General features: G+C 41.0%; 12 protein-coding genes. 7 read left to right on the top strand and 5 right to left on the bottom strand.

What is annotated here, in order from left to right:
- Positions 1 to 66: 66 nt before the first annotated feature.
- Complete coding sequence (locus ACEW8O_RS00895; protein WP_373492736.1) at positions 67 to 1,110, bottom strand: FecR family protein; 1,044 nt, start codon at positions 1,108 to 1,110, stop codon at positions 67 to 69.
- A gap of 196 nt (positions 1,111 to 1,306) precedes the next feature.
- Between ACEW8O_RS00895 and ACEW8O_RS00890 the strand changes: the two genes are divergently transcribed.
- Positions 1,307 to 1,885 carry a Crp/Fnr family transcriptional regulator gene (locus tag ACEW8O_RS00890; protein WP_373492735.1) on the top strand — a complete coding sequence of 193 codons (579 nt, stop codon included), beginning with the start codon at positions 1,307 to 1,309 and terminating at the stop codon, positions 1,883 to 1,885.
- A gap of 190 nt (positions 1,886 to 2,075) precedes the next feature.
- Here ACEW8O_RS00890 and ACEW8O_RS00885 read toward each other — a convergent pair whose 3' ends face one another.
- Positions 2,076 to 3,104 carry a serine hydrolase domain-containing protein gene (locus ACEW8O_RS00885; RefSeq protein ID WP_373492734.1) on the bottom strand — a complete coding sequence of 343 codons (1,029 nt, stop codon included), beginning with the start codon at positions 3,102 to 3,104 and terminating at the stop codon, positions 2,076 to 2,078.
- A 121-nt stretch (positions 3,105 to 3,225) separates the two neighbouring features.
- Here ACEW8O_RS00885 and ACEW8O_RS00880 point away from each other — a divergent pair, with 121 nt between their 5' ends.
- Positions 3,226 to 3,651 (top strand): SRPBCC family protein, encoded by a 426-nt coding sequence (locus tag ACEW8O_RS00880; RefSeq protein WP_373492733.1) that lies wholly within the window; start codon positions 3,226 to 3,228, stop codon positions 3,649 to 3,651.
- Positions 3,652 to 4,122: 471 nt separating this feature from the next.
- Here ACEW8O_RS00880 and ACEW8O_RS00875 read toward each other — a convergent pair whose 3' ends face one another.
- Positions 4,123 to 6,477 (bottom strand): acyl-CoA dehydrogenase, encoded by a 2,355-nt coding sequence (locus ACEW8O_RS00875; RefSeq protein ID WP_373492732.1) that lies wholly within the window; start codon positions 6,475 to 6,477, stop codon positions 4,123 to 4,125.
- Positions 6,478 to 6,601: 124 nt separating this feature from the next.
- Positions 6,602 to 9,298 (bottom strand): phosphoenolpyruvate carboxylase, encoded by a 2,697-nt coding sequence (locus ACEW8O_RS00870; protein WP_373492731.1) that lies wholly within the window; start codon positions 9,296 to 9,298, stop codon positions 6,602 to 6,604.
- Between the two features lie 110 nt (positions 9,299 to 9,408).
- Between ACEW8O_RS00870 and ACEW8O_RS00865 the strand changes: the two genes are divergently transcribed.
- Entirely contained in the window at positions 9,409 to 10,410 is a 1,002-nt protein-coding gene (locus ACEW8O_RS00865; RefSeq protein ID WP_373492730.1) for a Gfo/Idh/MocA family protein, read from the top strand.
- 458 nt (positions 10,411 to 10,868) lie between these two features.
- Here the strand turns inward: ACEW8O_RS00865 and ACEW8O_RS00860 are convergent, their stop codons facing one another.
- The gene (locus ACEW8O_RS00860; protein ID WP_373492729.1) at positions 10,869 to 12,131 is read right to left on the bottom strand and encodes a DUF819 family protein; all 1,263 of its coding nucleotides are present in this window, start codon (positions 12,129 to 12,131) and stop codon (positions 10,869 to 10,871) included.
- Between the two features lie 395 nt (positions 12,132 to 12,526).
- Between ACEW8O_RS00860 and ACEW8O_RS00855 the strand changes: the two genes are divergently transcribed.
- The 4 genes from ACEW8O_RS00855 to ACEW8O_RS00840 all read left to right on the top strand — a co-directional run bounded on the left by ACEW8O_RS00855 (position 12,527) and on the right by ACEW8O_RS00840 (position 20,519).
- Entirely contained in the window at positions 12,527 to 14,755 is a 2,229-nt protein-coding gene (locus tag ACEW8O_RS00855) for a sodium-translocating pyrophosphatase (RefSeq protein ID WP_373492728.1), read from the top strand.
- 650 nt (positions 14,756 to 15,405) lie between these two features.
- Positions 15,406 to 18,612, top strand: a complete 3,207-nt coding sequence (locus ACEW8O_RS00850; RefSeq protein ID WP_373492727.1) for a SusC/RagA family TonB-linked outer membrane protein — start codon at positions 15,406 to 15,408, stop codon at positions 18,610 to 18,612.
- Positions 18,613 to 18,630: 18 nt separating this feature from the next.
- On the top strand, positions 18,631 to 20,076 hold the full coding sequence (locus ACEW8O_RS00845; RefSeq protein WP_373492726.1) for a SusD/RagB family nutrient-binding outer membrane lipoprotein: 1,446 nt from the start codon (positions 18,631 to 18,633) through the stop codon (positions 20,074 to 20,076).
- Positions 20,077 to 20,102: 26 nt separating this feature from the next.
- Positions 20,103 to 20,519, top strand: coding sequence for a hypothetical protein (locus ACEW8O_RS00840; RefSeq protein WP_373492725.1), 417 nt, complete (start codon positions 20,103 to 20,105; stop codon positions 20,517 to 20,519).
- The last annotated feature ends 102 nt before the right edge of the window (positions 20,520 to 20,621 follow it).

Here is a 20,621-nt window from a genome sequence, read left to right as displayed (position 1 = left end):
GGGCTAAGCCGACGGATTCTCTAATCTGTCGGCTTTCATTAAGATGTGTTTTGATAGGTCATACCATTAAAATTTAAGTTTTACATTTTTACCATTGATTTCATATTCAAAATTTTCTGCATAAGCAATACTGTTCAGGAGGTTATCAAGAATCTGATTTTGATATTCTCCCGAAAAATTCCATTTTACTTTTTCTGCATTGACCAGGTTGAATTTCACTCCGTACCAATCTTCCAATGTCTGCACCACTTCTGATAGGCTGGCATTTTCAAAGATTAACTTTCCCTCTTTCCATGCCACCACTTTTTCCGGATTGAAATTTTTCACCCATTGATCATTCCCCTTTTTGTCAAATTGGAATTCCTGACCTGGAATCAATATGATCTCCTCCTGTGCGATGTCCTTATCAACACTTACTTTTCCACTCACTAAAGATATTCTTACCAATGATCTGTTCTTCGTATTGATATTGAAGGATGTACCCAAAGCCGTGGTCACAATTCCATCTGACTCAACCCTAAAGGGCCTGAGAGAATCTTTTTTTACTTCAAAATACGCTTCACCTGAAATCGACATATTCCTTTCTGTTTCACTGAATTTTTCCGGGAATTCTAACTTGCTTCCTGAATTCAACCAAACCCTGGATCCATCAGGAAGTGTGATACTTAATTTCTCACCCTTTGCGGTCGATTTTTCAACCCATGGGACCTGAACTGATTCCAAACCTACAGAAGCCTCGTTTTTATGGAGAAAATTCGGCAGATACATTGCTAAGGCAAAAATCAGAATGGCAGCAACTTTATAAATCTGACCGATTTGGCTAATCCAATCGGTTAAAGATTTATTCTTATTAGAATCATAAATAATCTCTTTCTCAGATACACTACCTTCCTTTAATATTTTTGCCAATAAATCATCTTTGATTTCATCACGAGGAAGAACTTCTTCAAATTGAATTCCTTCGACAAACTCTCTTGCCGATTTGAGGTCTTCAGTCCTTTCAGAATTGGCTTCCATCCAGTTTTTCCAATAGGTATCCAAATCCTTGTCAGGATTTCTGACCCAACGTACAAATTCAGGGTTGGTCAATAGGAATTCAACATTATTCATTTGAGGCTTATTACTATATTTTGTAAAGGAAGATATAGCCAAAATGACATCTTTATTTTTGAAAAATTTTTATTAATCAATTATAAAGCATTGATTATTAATTAAATAATTTGTGAATGAATTGAATCAACTCTTTTTGAAAAACAGTTTTAGCAAAATATTTTATTTTTGATTTTACAAAGTCAAAAAACTATTTATGTACCAAGTGATCCATCAGACAGTCAGCCAGGTTGCTAGCCTTAGCCCCAGGGAGAAAAGGATTTTTGAGGAGGCGTTTACTTTTAGACAGGTGCCGAAAAAGTTCAGGTTGATTGAAGAAGGGAAAGTGGCCAAGGAATTTTATTTTGTCAATAAAGGATTGTTAAGGTTGTTTTATACCAAAGAGGGCGAGGAGATTACGGCTTTTATTTTTCAGGAGGGGCTGTTTGGAGGTGCTTATGATTCCTTTCTCCGACAAAGCCCAAGCATTCAATCGCTAGAGGCATTAGAAGACTGTGAACTGCTCGTCATCACCAAGGAACAGATTGATGACTTATACATAAAATTACCCATACTGAATACCATCACCCGTAAAATTGCAGAACAACGCTTTATCAATGCACAGAGGATTTTGTCTTCTTTTATATTGGACAGCCCCGAAGAAAGGTATCGGAAGTTTGAGGAGGAGCACAGAGACCTGATTCAACGGGTTCCCCAGCATTATATTGCTTCCTTTTTAGGAATCACTCCTGTGAGTTTAAGCAGGATCAGGAAGAGATTGATGGGGAAAGGATGAGGGATAAGAGATGAAGGATAAAGGAAAAAGACGGAAGATGGAAGTGGAAATTGACCGATGGACCGATGACCGATGTTGGGACAAGATAAAAAAACTAGACTTTGGTATTTCATCAAGCTTAATGTGAAGTTTGAACCTCAGGGATGTGAGACACTCACATTGGCCTAGGAGTCTGATGGGGAAGGGTAATTTATAATTTGTTTACAATTTTGATCAAGGTTTGGAAAACAAGACTTGGTTTGGCAGTTTGATTGACGGTTCCGGTGATAGTGACTGATTTTTCGGGAATGTAAAAAGCCACTGCCCCTGAAGAACCACAGTGCCCCACCATTTTTGGGATGGCTTTGAATGGTGAAAGAATCCTAGGAATATAGAATTGCTGGATTCCTATGCCATATTTGAAAGGGAAAAAAATGTTGTTCCAACTTTCCAGTTCAGGTAATTTTTCTTTTGGATAAAACATGCCCTTATAATAAGCTTGGATAAAAATGGCAAGGTCATTTGCTGTGCTGATAACATCATGTTTGGAAGATTCAGCATAGGCATCAATCCTAATTATTTTATCCTTGTTGTACAGGGGTTGAAAATCTTCTGGTTTGCATAAGTGCATCATCTTGGTTTGTTCCATACCCAATTCTTTGAAAATCTCTTGGTATAACTGATCTATCTGCTTACCATTTTTTTGGTGGAGTATTTCATCGATCAACCTAAAATTCGTTTCTCCATAGCTAGCTTTGTTTTTAGTACCGGGGATAAATTTCGGTTTCATTTTTTTGACTTCACTCACCACTTCTTCCAATGGCCAAGACTGATCCTCTTCTTTGAGTATCAAGTCCATGTTTTTAATTCCATCTGCCCTTTTATCGATAAGGTAACAAGGAAGTCCGGACGTATGGGACAGCAATTGTTGTAAGGTAATTTCTCCGGAAAAGTCCTTTCCATTGATCTTAAGAATTCCTTTCCAGTATGCTTCAGGGAGTAATTCTGAAATTTTGTCTGAGAAATTCAACCGCTTGTCTTTGACCAACCGCAGGGTGATTGCAGCACTTATCATCTTATTGATACTTGCAATATAGAATCTTGAATCAAGCTTGAAATTTCCTGTGGCGCTTACGGCAATTTCTTGACCATCCATATTTGAGACATGAAAAACTGCTCCATGGATTAGTTTGTTTTTGGCAGCTTTGTCGACGATGGCATTTAGGATGCTTGGGTTCATGCAGAAATATAGAGGAAATTTCCAAAATTATTTTCCATACAAACCTGACTTCTTAACAAAAGATAATGAACCTAAGGGTGTCGAATACCTACTTTTGCCATGAACATCAAACGATACTTACATGAAAATCAGAACTGAAATTATCATCAATGCATCCAAAGAAAAAGTATGGGATATCCTGACTGATTTTGGAAATTACAGCAGTTGGAATCCATTTATCATCCAAAGCCAAGGGCAGGCATTTGTCGGAACCCAATTGACCAATACCATGAAAAACGGAGATAAGGACATGACCTTCAAGCCTACTGTACTAAAAGTTGAAAACTACCGGTATTTTGATTGGTTAGGGAAATTATGGGTTAAGGGTCTGTTTGACGGTCATCATTATTTTGAAATCGAAGAAATCAATCCAAACCAGGTCAAATTGAATCATGGGGAAAATTTCTCCGGAATTCTGAGTGGTATGATTCTGAAAAAGATAGGGGAACAAACCCGGGAGAACTTTGTCAAAATGAATATGGCGCTGAAGGAGAGGGCGGAGGGTTGACCATTTGAGGGAAAACAGGCGTTACAAACGCCTGACTCAGCGTTACGAAGTAGAGACTTCGGACAACGGAAGCACGACCGATCCAATAAAAAGATTAGACTATGAAGAAACGTATCCTTGTCACCTCAACGGCAGGATAGGTCTAAGACCTTTAAGGCAATACAGACTTTCCACGCCGATGTGGGTTTCTGCACTCACATTAATTTGCTTCATACTTACATCTTCATCCTTATAATGTTCCTCGTGGGATTCCCCGAAATTCTACGGGGCAGGCTTTCACTTCGCTGAAGAGTTTCTGGTAAATTAAAAGCACCCCTAAGCTCGTTCAGAATGACGCGGTGCCAATGTGAGTGTCACTCACATCTCCTCCACATCCTTGGTTGCACTTTGCTTATTTGCTAGGAAAAAGGGGCGTTACAAACGCCATACTCAAGGTCACGAAGCTACAAGCTTCGGACAACGGCCCCTCCTTCATCCTTCATCCCTCACCCTTCCCCCTTCATCCCTCACCCTTCCCCCTTCATCCTTTCTCCCCCTCATCGCAATCGGTGCCCCAATGCAGCTTTCGGGGATGTCAAAGGCATCGGTAAGGGCAAGGGCATTTTTCCTTACTTCCCAGCAGAGTTGATTGACTTCTTTGCGGATTGATTTGGTTTTGACGCCTTCCATATAGCCTTGTTCCAGGTACCAGCCCCTGTTTTGTTCGATGGTATGCAGGGCAAATAACTGACAGAGTTGGGTCAAGGCTGATTTGCAGTTTTCATCTGTAGTTTCACGAACCTGTTTTTGGAACTGTTCCAGAACTACTCTTTCAATGTATGCCTGTCCAACATTGACCATATGGTGCTGGGCGACATTGAATGCATCGAATGAGTCCATACCTTCATCAATATGCCTTTTGAGCCTTTGGGCTGCACTGCTCAAAATAGCCTTTTCGCGGTAAATAAAAGCACTGAGATGAAAACCAAAATCCAATAGATGGTCTTGGTCTGTACTGCGTATGATGATGGGGTTTTTCTCAGTGATAGAAGTCCTTGCCTGGCTGGCTACATAATTGAAAATGGTAAACATGTTCATACTTCCAAACTCCTGTCTGAATTCGGTCAGCCTGTTTTTGGCCACCAATTGCATCAGGACAACATTGTCCCCTTCAAAAGTGGTGTACACGTCCGTATCATTCTTGAGTGCATCAATCCGGTTTTCGGAAAGATATCCCTTTCCGCCACAGGCCTCCCTGCATTCCTGAAGGGTGGAGGTAGTAAACCAGGTTGCATAAGCTTTGAGTCCTGCTGCCAGTGCCTCAATTTCCTGCGCATCTTCTTCTGTGCTGTCCAGAAATCTTTGGGTGAGGTACTTCAAGCCAAAATGCAGGGCATAGGATTTGGCCAACGGTGGCATCAATCTCCTCTGATGCATGCGGTAGTTGAGGATTGGTACTTCATCTCCGCCTTCGGGTCCAAATTGTTTTCTTTTTTCCCCATACCTGATGGCTATGGTCAAGCCTGTTTTGCTAGCTGAAAGTGCCGATCGGGGAATGCCGATTCTTCCACCAACCAAAGTGCCCAGCATGACGAAAAATCTCCGGTTATCTGAACTGATCGGGCTTTCAAATTCACCTTGCTCATTGACAGAAGCGAATTTGTCCAGCATGTTTTCCTTAGGGATGACAACCTGATCAAAATAGATGATACCATTGTCCACTCCATTGAGTCCCATTTTCCTGCCACAGTCTTCAATCCTTACACCACTGATACTTTCTCCTTCTGAAGTTCTCAATGGGACTACAAAGGCATTGACCCCATAATCTTCCCCATCAATGATCAGCTTGGCAAATACAGTTGCGGCCTGCCCATGAAGGGCAGCATTTCCGATATATTCTTTTCTTGCATCGGGATTTGGGGTATGGATGACAAAGGTCCGGTCTTGGTGATTATAGGTGGCAGTTGTTTCCAGGCCTTTTACATTGGAGCCATGGCCGGTTTCCGTCATGGCAAAGCATCCGGGCAATTTCAGACTTCCAATGTCTTTGAGGTATTTTTTATGGTGCTTTTCAGTTCCCAAAAAGAAAATGCTCATACCCCAAAGTCCAAACTGTACTCCAAACTTGATCACCATACTCAGGTCATGATAGCTCAAAGTCTCCATGATGGTGAAGTAACCCTCCATATCATCTTTTCCGCCTGTATATTCAGGGAATGCCCAGGATCCATATCCCTGTTTTGCCAATTCCTGACACCATTGTAAGACTTGCTCCCTATAGTCCAAAAGGCTGTCGTATTCCCTGTAGGCAAAAGTAGGGTCTGCAATTATCCTTTTTACATTTTTGATCAATTGCGACTGACTTCCATCCAGCAAGGAAGTCATTTTCCCTATATCAAAGTTGCTTTCTTTATGATACTCCGTGGTGACGGTCTTGTGGTCAGATTTAAAAGTGTAACCGGCTTCCTTGCTCAATAAACCTAAAGCCAACTCTGTGTCCTGAAAGTCGGTCTGAAGGTTGGTTTCAAATTCCAAGTCTTCCTGTCCGGAATGATGGACAGCCAAGGCTTTCCCGATTTCATAAAGTTTTGGCAGATTATTCAGTTCCAGTTTTTTGACGGCAGACTTCCAGGATTTTAGCTCCTTAGGTTTTGGTGGTTTGCTTGGGTCAAGCAGGGTAAGCAGCCAGTTTCTTTCTTCTTCGTTGATCCAAGATTGTTTTTCGATCAATGAATTGATTTCCCTAAGTTCTGAGGGAGTCAGTACACCATCTGCCCAAAGCGTATAGTAAAGTGGTAAAAAAATATAAAGTTTTGGGTTCTCTGTGATATGTTTGGATTTGAGCATGGACTGGTTTTTTATATTTAAAGAAATGTAAACTAGGAAAGTCAGTAAAATTTTTCGTTCTGAATTGAACTTTAAGACTTACTCTTTTATAACGGTACCGGTAAGAAATTGATTATTTTCCTGATCAGCCGGTGTTTTTCAGGCCACTGGCCAAAGCAGTGGTGATTTCCAGCAATTTTTTTATCAAAGGTTCTGCAACATCCGGATTATCTGTTTTGAGTTTTCTCCATTCCCCCAGCTTCTGTATCTGAAATTCATGAAGCGTGTTCAATGCAAATTCCCTTCTTTTCATGTTGTTGATCTGGCTGGTCCTTCTCTTTTCCCGGTCATTATCAAACATATCCCCGATTTCATCCAGGCTTCTTTGATGCTCTTCCAAAATGATTTTCAGAATCTCATCCTTGACATTTTTATTGTTGACCAGACCTGAATACCGCTTCATCAGGTTGGGGTCGGCATTCATCAGATTGGTTTCCAGTTGGATAAGAATGTACATGAGCAGTGGCCAAATCCCTGTTAAGCCTCTTAGTTCCTGATATTCCTTTGGCTTTTCCTTTCTAAGTTTGGCGAGTGCATGGCCTATACCAAACCAGCCTGTAATATTGAACCTGGATTGGCTCCAGCTAAATACCCAAGGGATGGCCCTAAGGTCAGCGAGTGTTCTGGTACCTGTCCGCCTGGCAGGCCGGGAACCGATTTTTGTCAACTCCAGAACATCAATGGGGGTAGCTTCACCATAGAATTCTATAAAAGACTTATGTCCGATCAGTTGCTTATAATATTCAATGGAAAAGTCTGAGAGCATTTTCATGGTCTCATTGGGGTAGTCAGGTAGTCCGTTTGGATGACAGAAATATCCGGTTTGCAAAGCAACTCCCGATAGTAACATTTCCATGTTGTAGGTTCCATTCAGCAGGTTAGCAAATTGCTGTGCAATGGTTTCACCCTGTATGGTAAGTTTGATTTCACCGCTCAGACTGCCGGAGGGCATACTTTCGAGAAACCTGTGGTATTTGCCTCCTCCCCGGCTGATGGTGCCACCTATTCCATGAAAGTATTTGAAGCGCTTGCCATGATCTTTGGCTATTTTGGACAACTTATGTTCGGTTTGATATATGTTCCACCTACTGGAAAGTATTCCCCCGTCTTTATTGCTATCACTGTAGCCCAACATGATTTCCTGTATTTCACTTTTTGGAATAAAAGTATGGGACAGGTAGCTATCCATGATTTGGGCCGAATGGTCAAGGTCATCGATGGTTTCAAATAGCGGAACCACATGGAATTGGTTTTTGTCCAGACCAACTTCTCTCATAAAAATGTACACCACCAGTAAATCGGCCACTCCTCTTGTCATGCTGACAATGAATGAACCTATTCCTTCATTCCCATATTTGTTCGAATGTTTTTTGACCACCCTGAAACAGTCCAGGACTTTATCCGCCTCCTCACCAAATGATTTACCGGATGCGGCAAATGGTCTTTCGCTTTTCAGTTCATTGCTCAAAAAATCGATTTTCTCTTGCTCGGACCAGGTGCTGAAAGATGAATTTTCAAATCCGGTTTTTTCCAAGATCTGTTGCAGGGCCTTGTCATGGAATTCACTATTTTGCCGTATGTCCAGTTTGGCAAGGTGAAAACCAAAGCATTGGACAAATCGCTGCAAGGGGAAAACCAACTTTTCGGCAATTCTAAATGCCTTGATTTCAATGAGGCTTTTCCTGAGTATTTCAAGATCTTCTGCCAATTCTACAGGAGCCGTGTAGTATTTATTTTCTTCAAAAGTTTCACCTATCGTGTTTTCCAGCTTCAACAACATCAGGTTGATAAACTGCCGCCAAGGTTCATAGGTATTTCTATCCACAGCTTGCTTTCCCTGTTCGCCAAAAGTGACCGCCAAGCTGTTGATGGCTTTCACAAGATTGAAAGGTACCGGATTTCTGATTTCAGAAAAACTCATTTCTGAAGCTAAGGCAACCAATTGTTTTTTGAGCAGGGAAAATGCTGCTTCGCGATGGGCTATCAAAGTATCCTTGGTGAGGTCTGCGGTGACATAAGGGTGACCATCGCGGTCACCACCCACCCAACTGCCAAAAGTCATTTGAGGATATTCCTCAGCTAGGCGCAAAGATTGGGAATCAAATCCTGCTTCAATCCAGCTTAACCTTAATTTCTCATCACTTTTTTCAAGGATTTTTGGATATACCTTGGTGAGGTAATGCATGACGTTATTGCGTTCAGCTTTTACGGTTGGCTTTTCCAGGTAAACTTCCCCTGTCCTCCACCACCTTTCCAAAAGTGTGGTAATTTCTTCCTCAATGGCTTTCCTTTCAATATTGGAGTAAATGCTGTTATCCAGTTTGAGCAAAGTCAGGTATAACTCCCTATGTAGCTCGAGGATTGATATTCTTTTGGCTTCAGTGGGGTGTGCAGTCAGCACAGGGGACAAATTGACCATCCTGATGATGTCCAAAATTTGGGATTCTTCGAGCCCCTGCTTTTTCCATCTTTCGAAAGTCTCCGACCAGGAACCTCTGATACCGGCCATTCCGATTTCATCCGCATTTTTTCTCCTAAACTGAACAGCCGCATTTTCTTCGACAAGATTCATCAGTTGTAAATAAATGCTGAGTACCTGTATTTGCTTTTCTTCCAGATCAGGTCCTAAATCAGCTAATTTATCAGAATCAATTCTTTGCTCAATTAGACCGATCAACCCGGTTTCGCCCAAGCTGATTAAAACTTTTTTGAAACAATTGGTCAGAAATGACATGTCTGCATCTATTTTGTCAAATAAAAGCATTGGTGAAAGTTTACTCATGTTACTGTTTTTTTTAACTTAAATTTAAGTATATATTTTATAAAGGCTAAATTTATTCCTTTCTTAAAGGGATCATCATTTTATCATTTGGAAAAACTGAACTTTAAAAAATGAAAAAAATAATAGATAAGGACATCCATTGGGGTGTTTTGGGTGTGGGCAATGTCTGCGAAGTAAAATCAGCCCCGGCAATGAACTTGATTCCAAACAGTCGCTTGGTAGCGGTGATGCGGAGAAGTGAAGAAAAAGTCAGGGATTATGCAGAGAGACATCAGGTGCCTAAATGGTACACATCTGCTGAGGAACTGGTAAATGACCCGGAAGTCAATGCCGTCTATATTGCCACGCCTCCAAATGCACACTTGGAACTGACAAAATTAGCTGCAAAAGCAGGAAAGCCTGTTTATGTGGAAAAACCCATGGCAAGGACATTTGCGGAATGTCAGGAGATGATAGCTGTTTGTGAAGATGTAGGTGTTCGGTTATATGTCGCATACTATAGAAGGGCTTTACCGCATTTCCTCAAGATCAAGGAGTTGATTAAGGAAGGTGAATTGGGAGAAATCAGGACTGTACATATTGATTTGAAACAGGTTTTGATCCCTGAATTGGTGGCCAAGATAGACAACAATTGGAGGGTGGATCCTGAGATTGCAGGTGGGGGTTTCTTTTTTGACCTGGCCTCGCATCAGTTGGATCTGTTGGATTTCTTTTTTGGTCCCATTGCCAAAGCACAGGGTTTTGCTACCAATCAGGCAAAAGCCTATGAAGCTGAAGATATTGTTTGTGGGAGTTTTGTATTTGAAAGTGGGGTAGTGGGAACAGGAAATTGGTGCTTCACAACCTCCAAAGTTTCGGAAATAGATAAGATTACCATTTATGGAAGCAAAGGAAAAATCAGCTTTGAGACTTTTGGTAAAGGTGAGTTTGTGTTGGAAAGAGATAACCATGAAACCATGTATTATCAAGTGGATCTGCCTCATCATATTCAGCAGCCTTTGATCAAAACTGTAGTTGATGATCTTTTGGGCTTGGGAGAATGTCCAAGTACAGGGATTTCAGGCGCAAGGACCAATTGGGTGATGGACAGGTTGGTGGGGAAGGGATTTTAGATTTTAGAAGGTAGATTTTAGATTGGTAAAATGTACAAAGTACTATCCGCCACGGCGGACAAGTCGTTACCAAGTACCAAGAAGGGGCATGATCAAAAGTAGACAAGTAGTGCAAAGTAAAAAGTAAGATCATTTGTCAACTCAATAGCAGAATCCGGTTTTTTAAATCTAAAATCTAAAATCTAAAATCATAAATCTTCTATATTTATGGTAATTAAAAATATTCATGATGGAAATAACGATTTAAACCAAAGAGGAAAGTAATTTGTTTCAATGGAAAATTGATAAGAATATAAGAGTGTAGTTGCAAACTACACCCAGTCGCCCTTAAAGGTAATTTTACAACAGGAAAGAGTGGGGGTAGATTTTAGATTTGAATAAAGTATAAAAGTACTGTGTACTAAGTATCAAGGACGATCGGATGTTGTGGACAAGTAGTACAAAGAAAATAGTGGGGGTTAAAACATCTTTAAAAGATTTGCTACCAGGAAGCCAAGATAATTTCCAATGGCATATCCTATGATACCAATGGTTATTCCGGACACCATTATATGTCTATTACGAAGAGCACCGGCTATGACTGGAACGAATGGCGGAGAACATATAAAAGCCACAGAAGTGATCATAGTTGTGTCTGCATCGATCTTAAAAATTTTACTCAAAAAAACATGGATTGTCAGTGATCCAAAAACAGCCAAGGAAATATAACCCAATAGGGCAGGTGTGAGTCCTGCGAAATTTCTGATATCAGCCATAGACGCCACTACAAGACTAAATATAAGAATCAGGTACATGCCGGCATCAAATGATTTTTCCCCACGGTTGATGGCAGGAATGAGGGAAGCCAAGATCCCCAGAGTGGTGAGACTGAGGATAACAACCACCATCACCAAACTCTCCGGAACCATGAGAGATAATCCTGCCCCAATGCTCAAAATCCCAATTGCCATCAAAATAGCCTTTCCCAATTGGAGAAGTGTTTCTCTATTTAGAAAACCCCAAAAATCTTTTTTTACCTCAATTTCCTTAAGTTCGAATTGTTCTGTAGGCAGGGGGAATTTGATCAGAAATTTATTAAAAAATCTAGGTCCCATAGAAAGTAAAAACGAAAGATAAAATACACCGACAATCAGGTCATAGGTATGGGTCAATATATAGGTGTTAGCATCCACATCCAGCATTATTTTCAAAGAAGCCAAATTTGGAGTTCCTCCTGTATAAACTCCGATCAATAAGCCGGAAACTTTCCACAAGTCTTTAATACCACTTTCCCGAAAAATGAAAAAACCAGCTACAATCACAAAGACAACAGAAAACAGACCAATTAACAATGAAGAAAATGTTTTGCCCGCCATTTCCTTCCATTGTTTGATATTGGAAGAGAATAGCATTAAGGGAATAGCAAGCAATATGCTGATGCTCATCAGAGTATCTCTCAGTTGATAAATCCGAAAAGAGAGCAGGTTTTCGTCCAGAATCAAACCATCCTGTAAGAGTTTTTTTATTTCTTCGGGACTCGATTTGGGATTAGTGACCAAAAATTCATTGAGAAATGTACCCATACTCGGCAGGATTCCAATGTTCCCAAGTAAGATTCCAATAATATAAGCGATGATAACAGGACCAAGTTTATTGAGGGTGGCGTATTTGAAACAAAAGTATAAGATAAGTGCTGGCATCAATATGTAAAAAATTGCCAAAAGAATGATGCCTATTGTCATGGGTGCTTGAATTAGGAATTGAAAATAGTAATAAATACTGGTCCAATTCATATACATGGCCGTTTTATGATGTGGATTTAAATGGAATAAGTGAATTGGTAAAAGGTATAAATTCGAATAGATTAAAAATTGGTTCACATTTTCATAGGTCACTCCAAGATGTTTAGGGCAGGCTTTTGCTCATGTATCTTTTTCTAACAAATCTCCACAACGGACAAGCATGTCTCATACTAAAAAGCTGGATAGGCCTCTCATGTCTCATATCTCAAGTCTTACGTCTCACATCTCCGGTCTCCTCCAAAAAAACATGACTTTTAACCGAATAGGTTGTTAGATATATGAATAATAATATCTTTGTCGGATCAAAATTTTGACAGTAAACTCGAAAAAGCTTTATGGAACAAATGTTTATTTATTTGGTCCCTGTATTGGGGATTATAGGCCTGATAGTGATGGCATTCAAATCTGCTTGGGTTACCAAGCAGGAAACCGGAGATGAAACTATGGTGGAATTGGCAGGTCATATTGCCAAAGGTGCCATGGCATTTTTGAAAGCCGAATGGAAAATTCTTGGCTATTTCGTAGTTATCGCCGCAATTGTTTTAGGATGGTCAGGGACTTTGGTTGAAACTTCAAGCCCAATTATTGCCATTTCATTTATTATTGGAGCCTTGTTGTCAGCTTTTGCCGGCTACATGGGTATGAATATCGCCACCAAAGCCAATGTAAGAACGACACAGGCAGCCAAAACAAGTTTGAAGGGTGCGTTAAACGTGTCCTTTACCGGTGGGTCTGTTATGGGTCTAGGTGTTGCCGGGCTTGCTGTCTTGGGTATGGGTTCTTTGTTCATTGTGTTTTATAACATGTTTGTACTATCCACAGGAGGTGATGTCAATGGTCCTGAAATGGAAACTGCCCTGGAAGTATTGGCAGGGTTTTCATTGGGAGCGGAATCCATTGCATTGTTTGCCCGTGTCGGTGGTGGTATTTATACCAAAGCTGCTGACGTAGGTGCTGACTTGGTTGGAAAGGTTGAGGCGGGAATCCCTGAAGATGATGTAAGAAACCCAGCTACTATTGCTGATAACGTTGGGGATAATGTAGGAGATGTTGCCGGAATGGGCGCTGATCTTTTTGGCTCTTATGTAGCTACAATTTTGGCATCTATGGTATTGGGAAGAGAGATTGTATCTGCTGATAATTTCGGTGGAATAGCACCTATTTTGCTGCCTTTGGTAATCGCGGGCTTGGGATTGATGTTTTCAATTGTGGGAACTTTCTTTGTAAAGATCACCAAAGACACAGACAGTGTACAGGCAGCATTGAACAAAGGAAACTGGATTTCCATCTTGTTGACAGTCGCAGCATCTTATCCTTTGATCATGTATATGTTGCCTGATGGTGATTTGATTTTATCAAGGGGCGGATCCTTTGTGTTTACCAAAATGGGCGTTTTCGGTGCTGTGGTGATCGGTTTGGTTGTAGGCGCCTTGATGAGTATGATTACAGAATACTATACTTCTATGGGCAAGCGTCCTGTTAATTCCATCATCAAACAATCTTCTACAGGTCATGCCACCAACATTATCGGAGGACTTTCTGTTGGAATGGAATCCACCGTTGCGCCGATTTTGGTTTTGGCAGCGGGTATTTATACTTCCTTTTTGGCAGCAGGCCTATATGGTGTGGCTATTGCTGCCGCAGGTATGATGGCTACGACAGCCATGCAATTGGCAATTGATGCTTTTGGACCAATTGCGGATAATGCCGGTGGTATCGCTGAGATGTCAGGTTTGCCAAAAGAAGTCAGAGAAAGAACTGATATCCTAGATGCTGTGGGAAACACTACCGCTGCGTCAGGAAAAGGATTTGCGATTGCTTCCGCAGCCTTGACTGCTTTGGCATTGTTTGCTGCTTATGTTGGCATTGCAGGCATTGATTCCATTGATATCTACAATGCAGATGTACTGGCAGGTCTTTTTGTCGGAGCGATGATTCCATTTATATTCTCCTCTTTGGCGATTGCAGCTGTGGGCCGAGCAGCCATGGATATGGTCAATGAAGTTAGAAGACAATTCAGGGAGATTCCCGGAATCATGGAATATAAAGCCAAGCCCGAATATGAAAAATGTGTGGAAATATCCACTCAGGCATCATTGAGAGAAATGGTCGCTCCCGGAGCGATTGCTTTGTTGACTCCGATTATCGTTGGATTTGCGTTTGGTCCGGAAGTGTTGGGCGGAACTTTGGCAGGCATTACCGTATCAGGAGTACTGATGGGGATATTTCAAAACAATGCCGGTGGTGCATGGGACAATGCCAAAAAATCCTTTGAAAAAGGCGTGATGATAGATGGAGTGATGCAGTATAAAGGATCAGATGCCCATAAAGCTTCCGTAACAGGAGATACGGTTGGTGACCCATTCAAAGACACTTCAGGTCCATCGATGAATATTCTGATCAAACTGACTTCTATTGTGGCACTTGTAATTGCACCTCATATTTCTGAAGGTGATAGACATACAAGAACTCATAAAGAGGTTGAAAAAATTGAAATCCAAGAAGTAGCCGTACCAGATGTTTCGAATGAAATTGTCTCTCTAGAAAATATTGAGGTAAAGTAGTTTGATTATCGGTGTGGATGCCTTTTACCTTTTCCTCTTAGCATTTCAGTTGACCGAAGACGGAAGACCGAAGAGAAAAAATGGGAATAAGATGGCATAATACGGTATTTAACTGACCGTTAGATTGATTTACAAAAACATAAAAAAAGGCCGTCTTGGATAAAGGCGGCTTTTTTGTGTTTTAGATAATTAGGAAAATGTAATAACACTAGTCCTAATTGTATCGAATGGTCTGAATTTATTGCACTGAAAGTATTTTAGCTGATAAATTAGATTTTCAAAATCGTTGATTTTTTTATTGTAAAACCTAAATTGTTACTTTTTGCAGTAATTTAAAATTATATGTCGCAAAATACCTTAATTAAAAATCAAATTTTATTTTTTAAAATAAAGTGAAATTATAATTTTATGTTAAATTAATTAAAGCCTATTTGTTGTAAAATTTTATAAAATGTAATAATATAGGTTTTTATTAATCTATAGAAACAGTTCGTTTGATTTTAAAAGTCTTCATAAAAAACCAGAATATTTGCTGGTTTTTGCTGTTTTGATTGGAAAAATCAGGCTTTTCAACCTGTTTTATTGCGTCAGGTCTGTTATTTAATAACGGTTTAAATTAAAAACTAATCTTTAACCTTATTCAAACAATTATGAAAAGAAAATTTACCGGTCTCATTCTTTTCTTATTGGTGATTTCCTTGGGCATACCGGATGCGTTTGCCCAAGATGTTGCCATTAGAGGAAAAGTAACGTCCCGCGAAGACGGACAGCCACTTCCGGGAGTCACTGTTTTGGTTCAGAACACCACCATTGGTACGGTCACCGACATTGATGGAAATTATTCCATTACTGTGCCAAGTGGAAGTAATGTTCTGACATACTCATTTATTGGTTTTGTGGGCCAATCAGTTGAAATCAACAATAGGTCCACTGTGGATGTGGTGATGGTCACAGACACAAGACAGCTGTCAGAAGTTGTGGTGACAGCATTTGGCCTTACCCAAGAGAAGAAAAAGATTTCATTTTCTGCTCAAGAGGTCAACTCCACTGAAATCATTGCATCCAGAGAACAAAATATAGTGGATGCCTTGAATGCAAAAGTCGCCGGTGTTCAGGTGACAAGACAGGGTGGTTCAGCAGGTGCAGGTTCCAGTATGGTCATCCGGGGGATCCAATCTATATCCGGGCAAAATCAGCCGCTTTTTGTGATAGACGGGGTTCCGTCCAACAACTCCTTCAGGGCCTCCATAGGTACATCCGGGGGGGTGGATTATGCCAACCGGGCCATTGATATCAACCCTAATGATATAGAAAGTATCACAATACTTAAAGGACCTGCTGCAACATCACTTTATGGGATTCAGGGTGCAACAGGTGTGGTGCTGATCACGACAAAGAAAGGATCCAGACAGAAAGGATTTACAGTTGATATTTCTACCAATACCTCCACCGACAGGATCATGAATTACTTTCCACAGCAATTGGCATATAGTCAGGGAGATAATGGCCTTTACAATGGAGGAACCACATTCAACCATTATGGTGCACCGATTTCAACTTTACGGTATGATGAAAGTACCCCCTTTGCCAAAGACCCTAGGGGAACAATTGTTGATATGAATCATCCCAATGCGGGTCCCAGGGTTCCTGTTTATGACAATCAGCGATTGTTTTTTCAAAATGGATTTACCAATGATTCCCATGTGTCAGTTTCTGCATCCACTGACAAGACAAACTTTTACATATCAGCAGGAAATATGTACCAAGAAGGGATTACCCCAAATAATAATTTTAATAGAACCTCCTTTAAACTCTCAGCGGATTCCAAGCTGAGTGATGTTGTTAAGATCGGGGGTTCGGTCAATTATGTCAACAGTACGAGTACCAAATTTGGTAGAGGAGACAATTTCTCGGATGCGATCCAAGGGCTTTACAGGACACCTCCATCATTTGACAATTCAGCCGGATTTGTATATCCTAACGGACAACAAAGAAACTTCCGGGGAGCACTTGACGGATCAAGACCATTTAGTCCTGATAATCCTTTTTGGACCGTTAACAACAATCCTTATACTGATAATGTCAACAGGTTTATCTCTTTCCTTCAGACAGATATAACACCCGCCTCATGGCTGACCATAACCCATAGACTGGGGTTTGATTTTGCCCATGATGAAAGAACCCAAAGATGGGCGCCTTCTTCTGCAGGTGGGGCCGCAATATCAGCCAGTGGTGCTTTGGGAGGACGGATTTATGAAGATACCTACACGGATAAAATACTCAATTCCGATTTGATCATAACCGGGACCAAAGACTTCAATGAGAAGTTTTCAGGAACTTTGCTGATCGGGCACAACATGTTTTCTTCCAATACCAGCAGTTATTTCCTGAACGGGACAAACTTCGCAATTCCCGGATTGTTCAACATAGCCAACACACAGGAAAACCCCATTTTTACCAAAAATGATTTCAGAAGGATGACCCAAGCGGTATTCTCTCGAGCGAGTTTGGGATATTTGAATTCTATTTTCCTGGAACTTTCCGTAAGAAATGAATGGGCTTCAACTTTGCCTGCCAATAATCGATCTTTCACTTATGGAAGTGCCGGATTAAGTGTGGTGCTGACGGATTTATTAAAGGTTGATAGTCAGGTCTTGAATTTTGCAAAATTGAGAGGGTCATACGCAGGAGCAGGTAACATTCCTCCGGCTTACACAACAGAGACATTTTATAACATTGCTACAACAGGCACCAGGTATGCATCTGGCGTCAGATTCCCAATAGATGGGGTAGGTGGTGTTCTTTTGAGTCCTTCAGCCGGCAATTCCAATCTTAGAGCAGAATTTACAAATACAATTGAATTAGGTACAGATATAAGGTTGTTTGATAACAAATTAGGGATTGATTTCACATATTATAATGCTATTAGCCGGGATCAGATTGTTTCGGTTCCGGTTCCGGCCTCAACTGGTTTTACATCTCAGCTGATCAATGCGGGAGAAATCCAAAATAGAGGGATTGAACTTGTCCTGACAGGAGATGTTATCGAAAGGGGAGATTTCAAGTGGGACATGCTTTTGAACTTTACCAGAAACCGGAATTATGTCAATTCCCTTCCCAATGATGAACCTATTGTTGACAACCTTTTTGGAGCCCGGATTCAAAGAAGGCTAGTTCCAGGTGAACAATTCGGGGTCTTTTACGGTAATGCGTTTTTGAGAAATTCCAATGGTGATGTGTTGGTTAATCCACAGGGTTTTCCGATTATGGATCCGGTACAAAGGATGATCGGTAATCCAAATCCTGATTATTTGATAGGCTGGAGAAATAATTTCACCTATAAAAACCTTAATCTCTCTATGCTTTGGGATATCAAAAAAGGCGGTGATGTGATTAATGTGACAGCTTATTGGATGGGCAATGGTTCCGGTGTGGCAGAACATACAATGGATAGAAATAAAGTCGCAGTATTTCGAGGGATAATTGAAAACCCCGGAGGTGATAATCACGGACAAGTGAATGATATACCTGTTACGCTCAATCAGTCAGCTTTTCAAGGTTCAGGATCAGCACTCTCTGTCGGCAGAGAAATGGCAGAAAGATGGGTTCAGGATGGTTCCTGGATTAGGTTAAGGGATGTGACATTGTCCTATCAAGTACCGGCAAATATGGCAGGTAGAATGGGCATGTCAAGGGCATCAGTTGGGCTGTATGCCAGAAACCTGCTTCTCTTCACCAACTATGGAGGGATTGATCCCGAAACAAACCTAAATGGTCCTAATGGTGCAGTCGGACTCGACGCATTTACAACTCCGAATATGAGGAGTTATGGTATAACACTCAACGTATCGTTTTAACCCCAAAACATGAAGAACATGAAAAATAAAATAATATCGTTGGTTCTATTGTTGTTTGTATTGAATTCCTGTGAAACATTTGATGAAATCAATACAAACCCTAACCAAGCTACCGACGCGTCTATACAGGTTATATTTCCTGCCGTGACTGCTGCATTTGCCTATGGATTGAACGGGGAGTCTGCCCAGTTTACAAGTATCCTTATGCAGTATCTTACCGGTGTTTTAGGTGATCAGCAGCAGGTAAACAATTATGCCTTTGTTGCAGATATGAGTGATGCGACTTGGAACAGGTTTTATACCAACTGCCTGCTCAATATCAACACGATCAAGAGAAAAGCAGTTGAGGAAGGTGCCACTCACTATGGAGGAGCAGCCAAAATCATGGAGGCCGTTGTGATTGGATATTCAGTGTCTTTGTGGAATGATATCCCTTATTCCGAGGCCTTGCAATTGGATGATATTTCTCAGCCAAAATTCGACAATGCTGCCGGATTGTACGAAAGGGTACAGCAACTCCTGACCGAGGGAATTGCCGATTTGAATTCAGAAAGCACAACCAGTCCAAGTACCAATGACCTGATATACCGGGCGAATAACGAAACCCTATGGAGGCAAAATTCAAGACCTAGGTGGATCATGTTGGCCAATGCCATGAAAGCTCGGTTCCACAATCACCTGAGCAAAGTAGATCCAGCCGGTTCTGCTACCGCTGCCCTGGCCGCTATTGATGCAGGCACTTTCGCCTCAAATGCGGACCAACCCATTGTGATATTCGGTTCTGAATTTGCAGGTCCATGGTTTCCCTATTTCCAAACCACTTTTGGGGAGAACAATGTAGGTATCAGTCAAAGATTCATCGATCTTTTAAGGGATAGAGTTGACACTGGAGTAGATGACCCAAGGTTGCCTTTCTTTGTTTCTCCAACAACTGCGGGCCTTTATGTGGGTACGCCCAATGGCGCCACTTCGAGAACACAGGGATCCGTGGTTCCGGGACCTTATCTCAATTCCAGAGAAGCACCTACACCTATCTTGAATTTCAGTGAATTGAAATTTATTGAAGCAGAAGCAGCTTTGAGAGCTGGATTGGGGGCACGTGCTGCCAGTGCATTCAATGCCGCGGTAGCTGCCTCCCTGCAAAGAGTCACTGGTTCGGCCAATGCTGCCTACATAGAAAAATTCGGTAGTGAAACAGATGGAAGCCTTACAGTGGAAAAAATCCTGATGGAGAAACACATCGATATGTTTTTACAGGCCGAAGCTTGGTCAGATTGGAGAAGATCGATACCTGTGGATGCTCCGAACAGTGTCTCTGGCATTCCTAATTTAGTACCTTCCCCGTCTAATACCACTCAGGGTTTGTTTCCAAGAAGATTTATCTATCCGAATAGGGAGGTTGTAAATAATTCTGCAAATATTCCCAATGTCACAAATCAGGATAGAGTCTTCTGGGACAGGTAATTCTTAAAAATTTAAACAAAATGACTATGAAAGTTATAAAGAGATTTGCAGTTGTTTTTCTGGTGATGGCAGTTGCTTCATCGTGCATCCTTGAGAATGTAGAACCGGAATATGATATAGTAGGGGCTGTGGGTACAATATCTACCCTGACAGCTTCAACGACAACTCCGTCAGTAGGTCAGACGGTGACATTTACGATGACCATTTATTCTGAGCATGAAAATGCTACAGAACTTCGAATGAACAGGGTCCAAGGAGGAGCTGCCACAAATATCTCTTCCAGGACATTCAGTTCCTGGAATAAGGAAGATTCCTATGTGGAGACCTTTCAATATGAAATTCCAACTGGGACTCAGGGTACTACCCTGACCATGCAATTTGAGTTGATCACAGAGAGTAATTTCTCAGTTACAAGAAATATCAATTTAAATGTAGGTCAGTAAGCATACTCAGAATAATCAGATTCCCCCAATTACCTTGTTTAATTGGGGGAATTTTTATTTATTAAGCATTACAAAACCTAAAATTGACATATCATGAAAAAA

It is taken from the genome of Aquiflexum sp. (genome assembly GCF_041749095.1).
Taxonomy (GTDB): Bacteria; Bacteroidota; Bacteroidia; order Cytophagales; family Cyclobacteriaceae; genus Aquiflexum.
The sequence above is the reverse complement of the archived record's forward strand: the minus strand, read 5'-3'. Positions and strand labels throughout refer to the sequence as shown.

Excerpts from the sequence above, each read along its gene's own strand:
- ACEW8O_RS00890 (WP_373492735.1), top strand. The coding sequence starts at position 1,307 with ATGTACCAAGTGATCCATCAGACAGTCAGCCAGGTTGCTAGCCTTAGC.
- ACEW8O_RS00865 (WP_373492730.1), top strand. The coding sequence starts at position 9,409 with ATGAAAAAAATAATAGATAAGGACATCCATTGGGGTGTTTTGGGTGTG.
- ACEW8O_RS00885 (WP_373492734.1), bottom strand. The coding sequence starts at position 3,104 with ATGAACCCAAGCATCCTAAATGCCATCGTCGACAAAGCTGCCAAAAAC.
- ACEW8O_RS00875 (WP_373492732.1), bottom strand. The coding sequence starts at position 6,477 with ATGCTCAAATCCAAACATATCACAGAGAACCCAAAACTTTATATTTTT.
- ACEW8O_RS00840 (WP_373492725.1), top strand. The coding sequence starts at position 20,103 with ATGAAAGTTATAAAGAGATTTGCAGTTGTTTTTCTGGTGATGGCAGTT.
- ACEW8O_RS00880 (WP_373492733.1), top strand. The coding sequence starts at position 3,226 with ATGAAAATCAGAACTGAAATTATCATCAATGCATCCAAAGAAAAAGTA.
- ACEW8O_RS00895 (WP_373492736.1), bottom strand. The coding sequence starts at position 1,110 with ATGAATAATGTTGAATTCCTATTGACCAACCCTGAATTTGTACGTTGG.
- ACEW8O_RS00850 (WP_373492727.1), top strand. The coding sequence starts at position 15,406 with ATGAAAAGAAAATTTACCGGTCTCATTCTTTTCTTATTGGTGATTTCC.
- ACEW8O_RS00845 (WP_373492726.1), top strand. The coding sequence starts at position 18,631 with ATGAAAAATAAAATAATATCGTTGGTTCTATTGTTGTTTGTATTGAAT.
- ACEW8O_RS00860 (WP_373492729.1), bottom strand. The coding sequence starts at position 12,131 with ATGACAATAGGCATCATTCTTTTGGCAATTTTTTACATATTGATGCCA.
- ACEW8O_RS00855 (WP_373492728.1), top strand. The coding sequence starts at position 12,527 with ATGGAACAAATGTTTATTTATTTGGTCCCTGTATTGGGGATTATAGGC.
- ACEW8O_RS00870 (WP_373492731.1), bottom strand. The coding sequence starts at position 9,298 with ATGAGTAAACTTTCACCAATGCTTTTATTTGACAAAATAGATGCAGAC.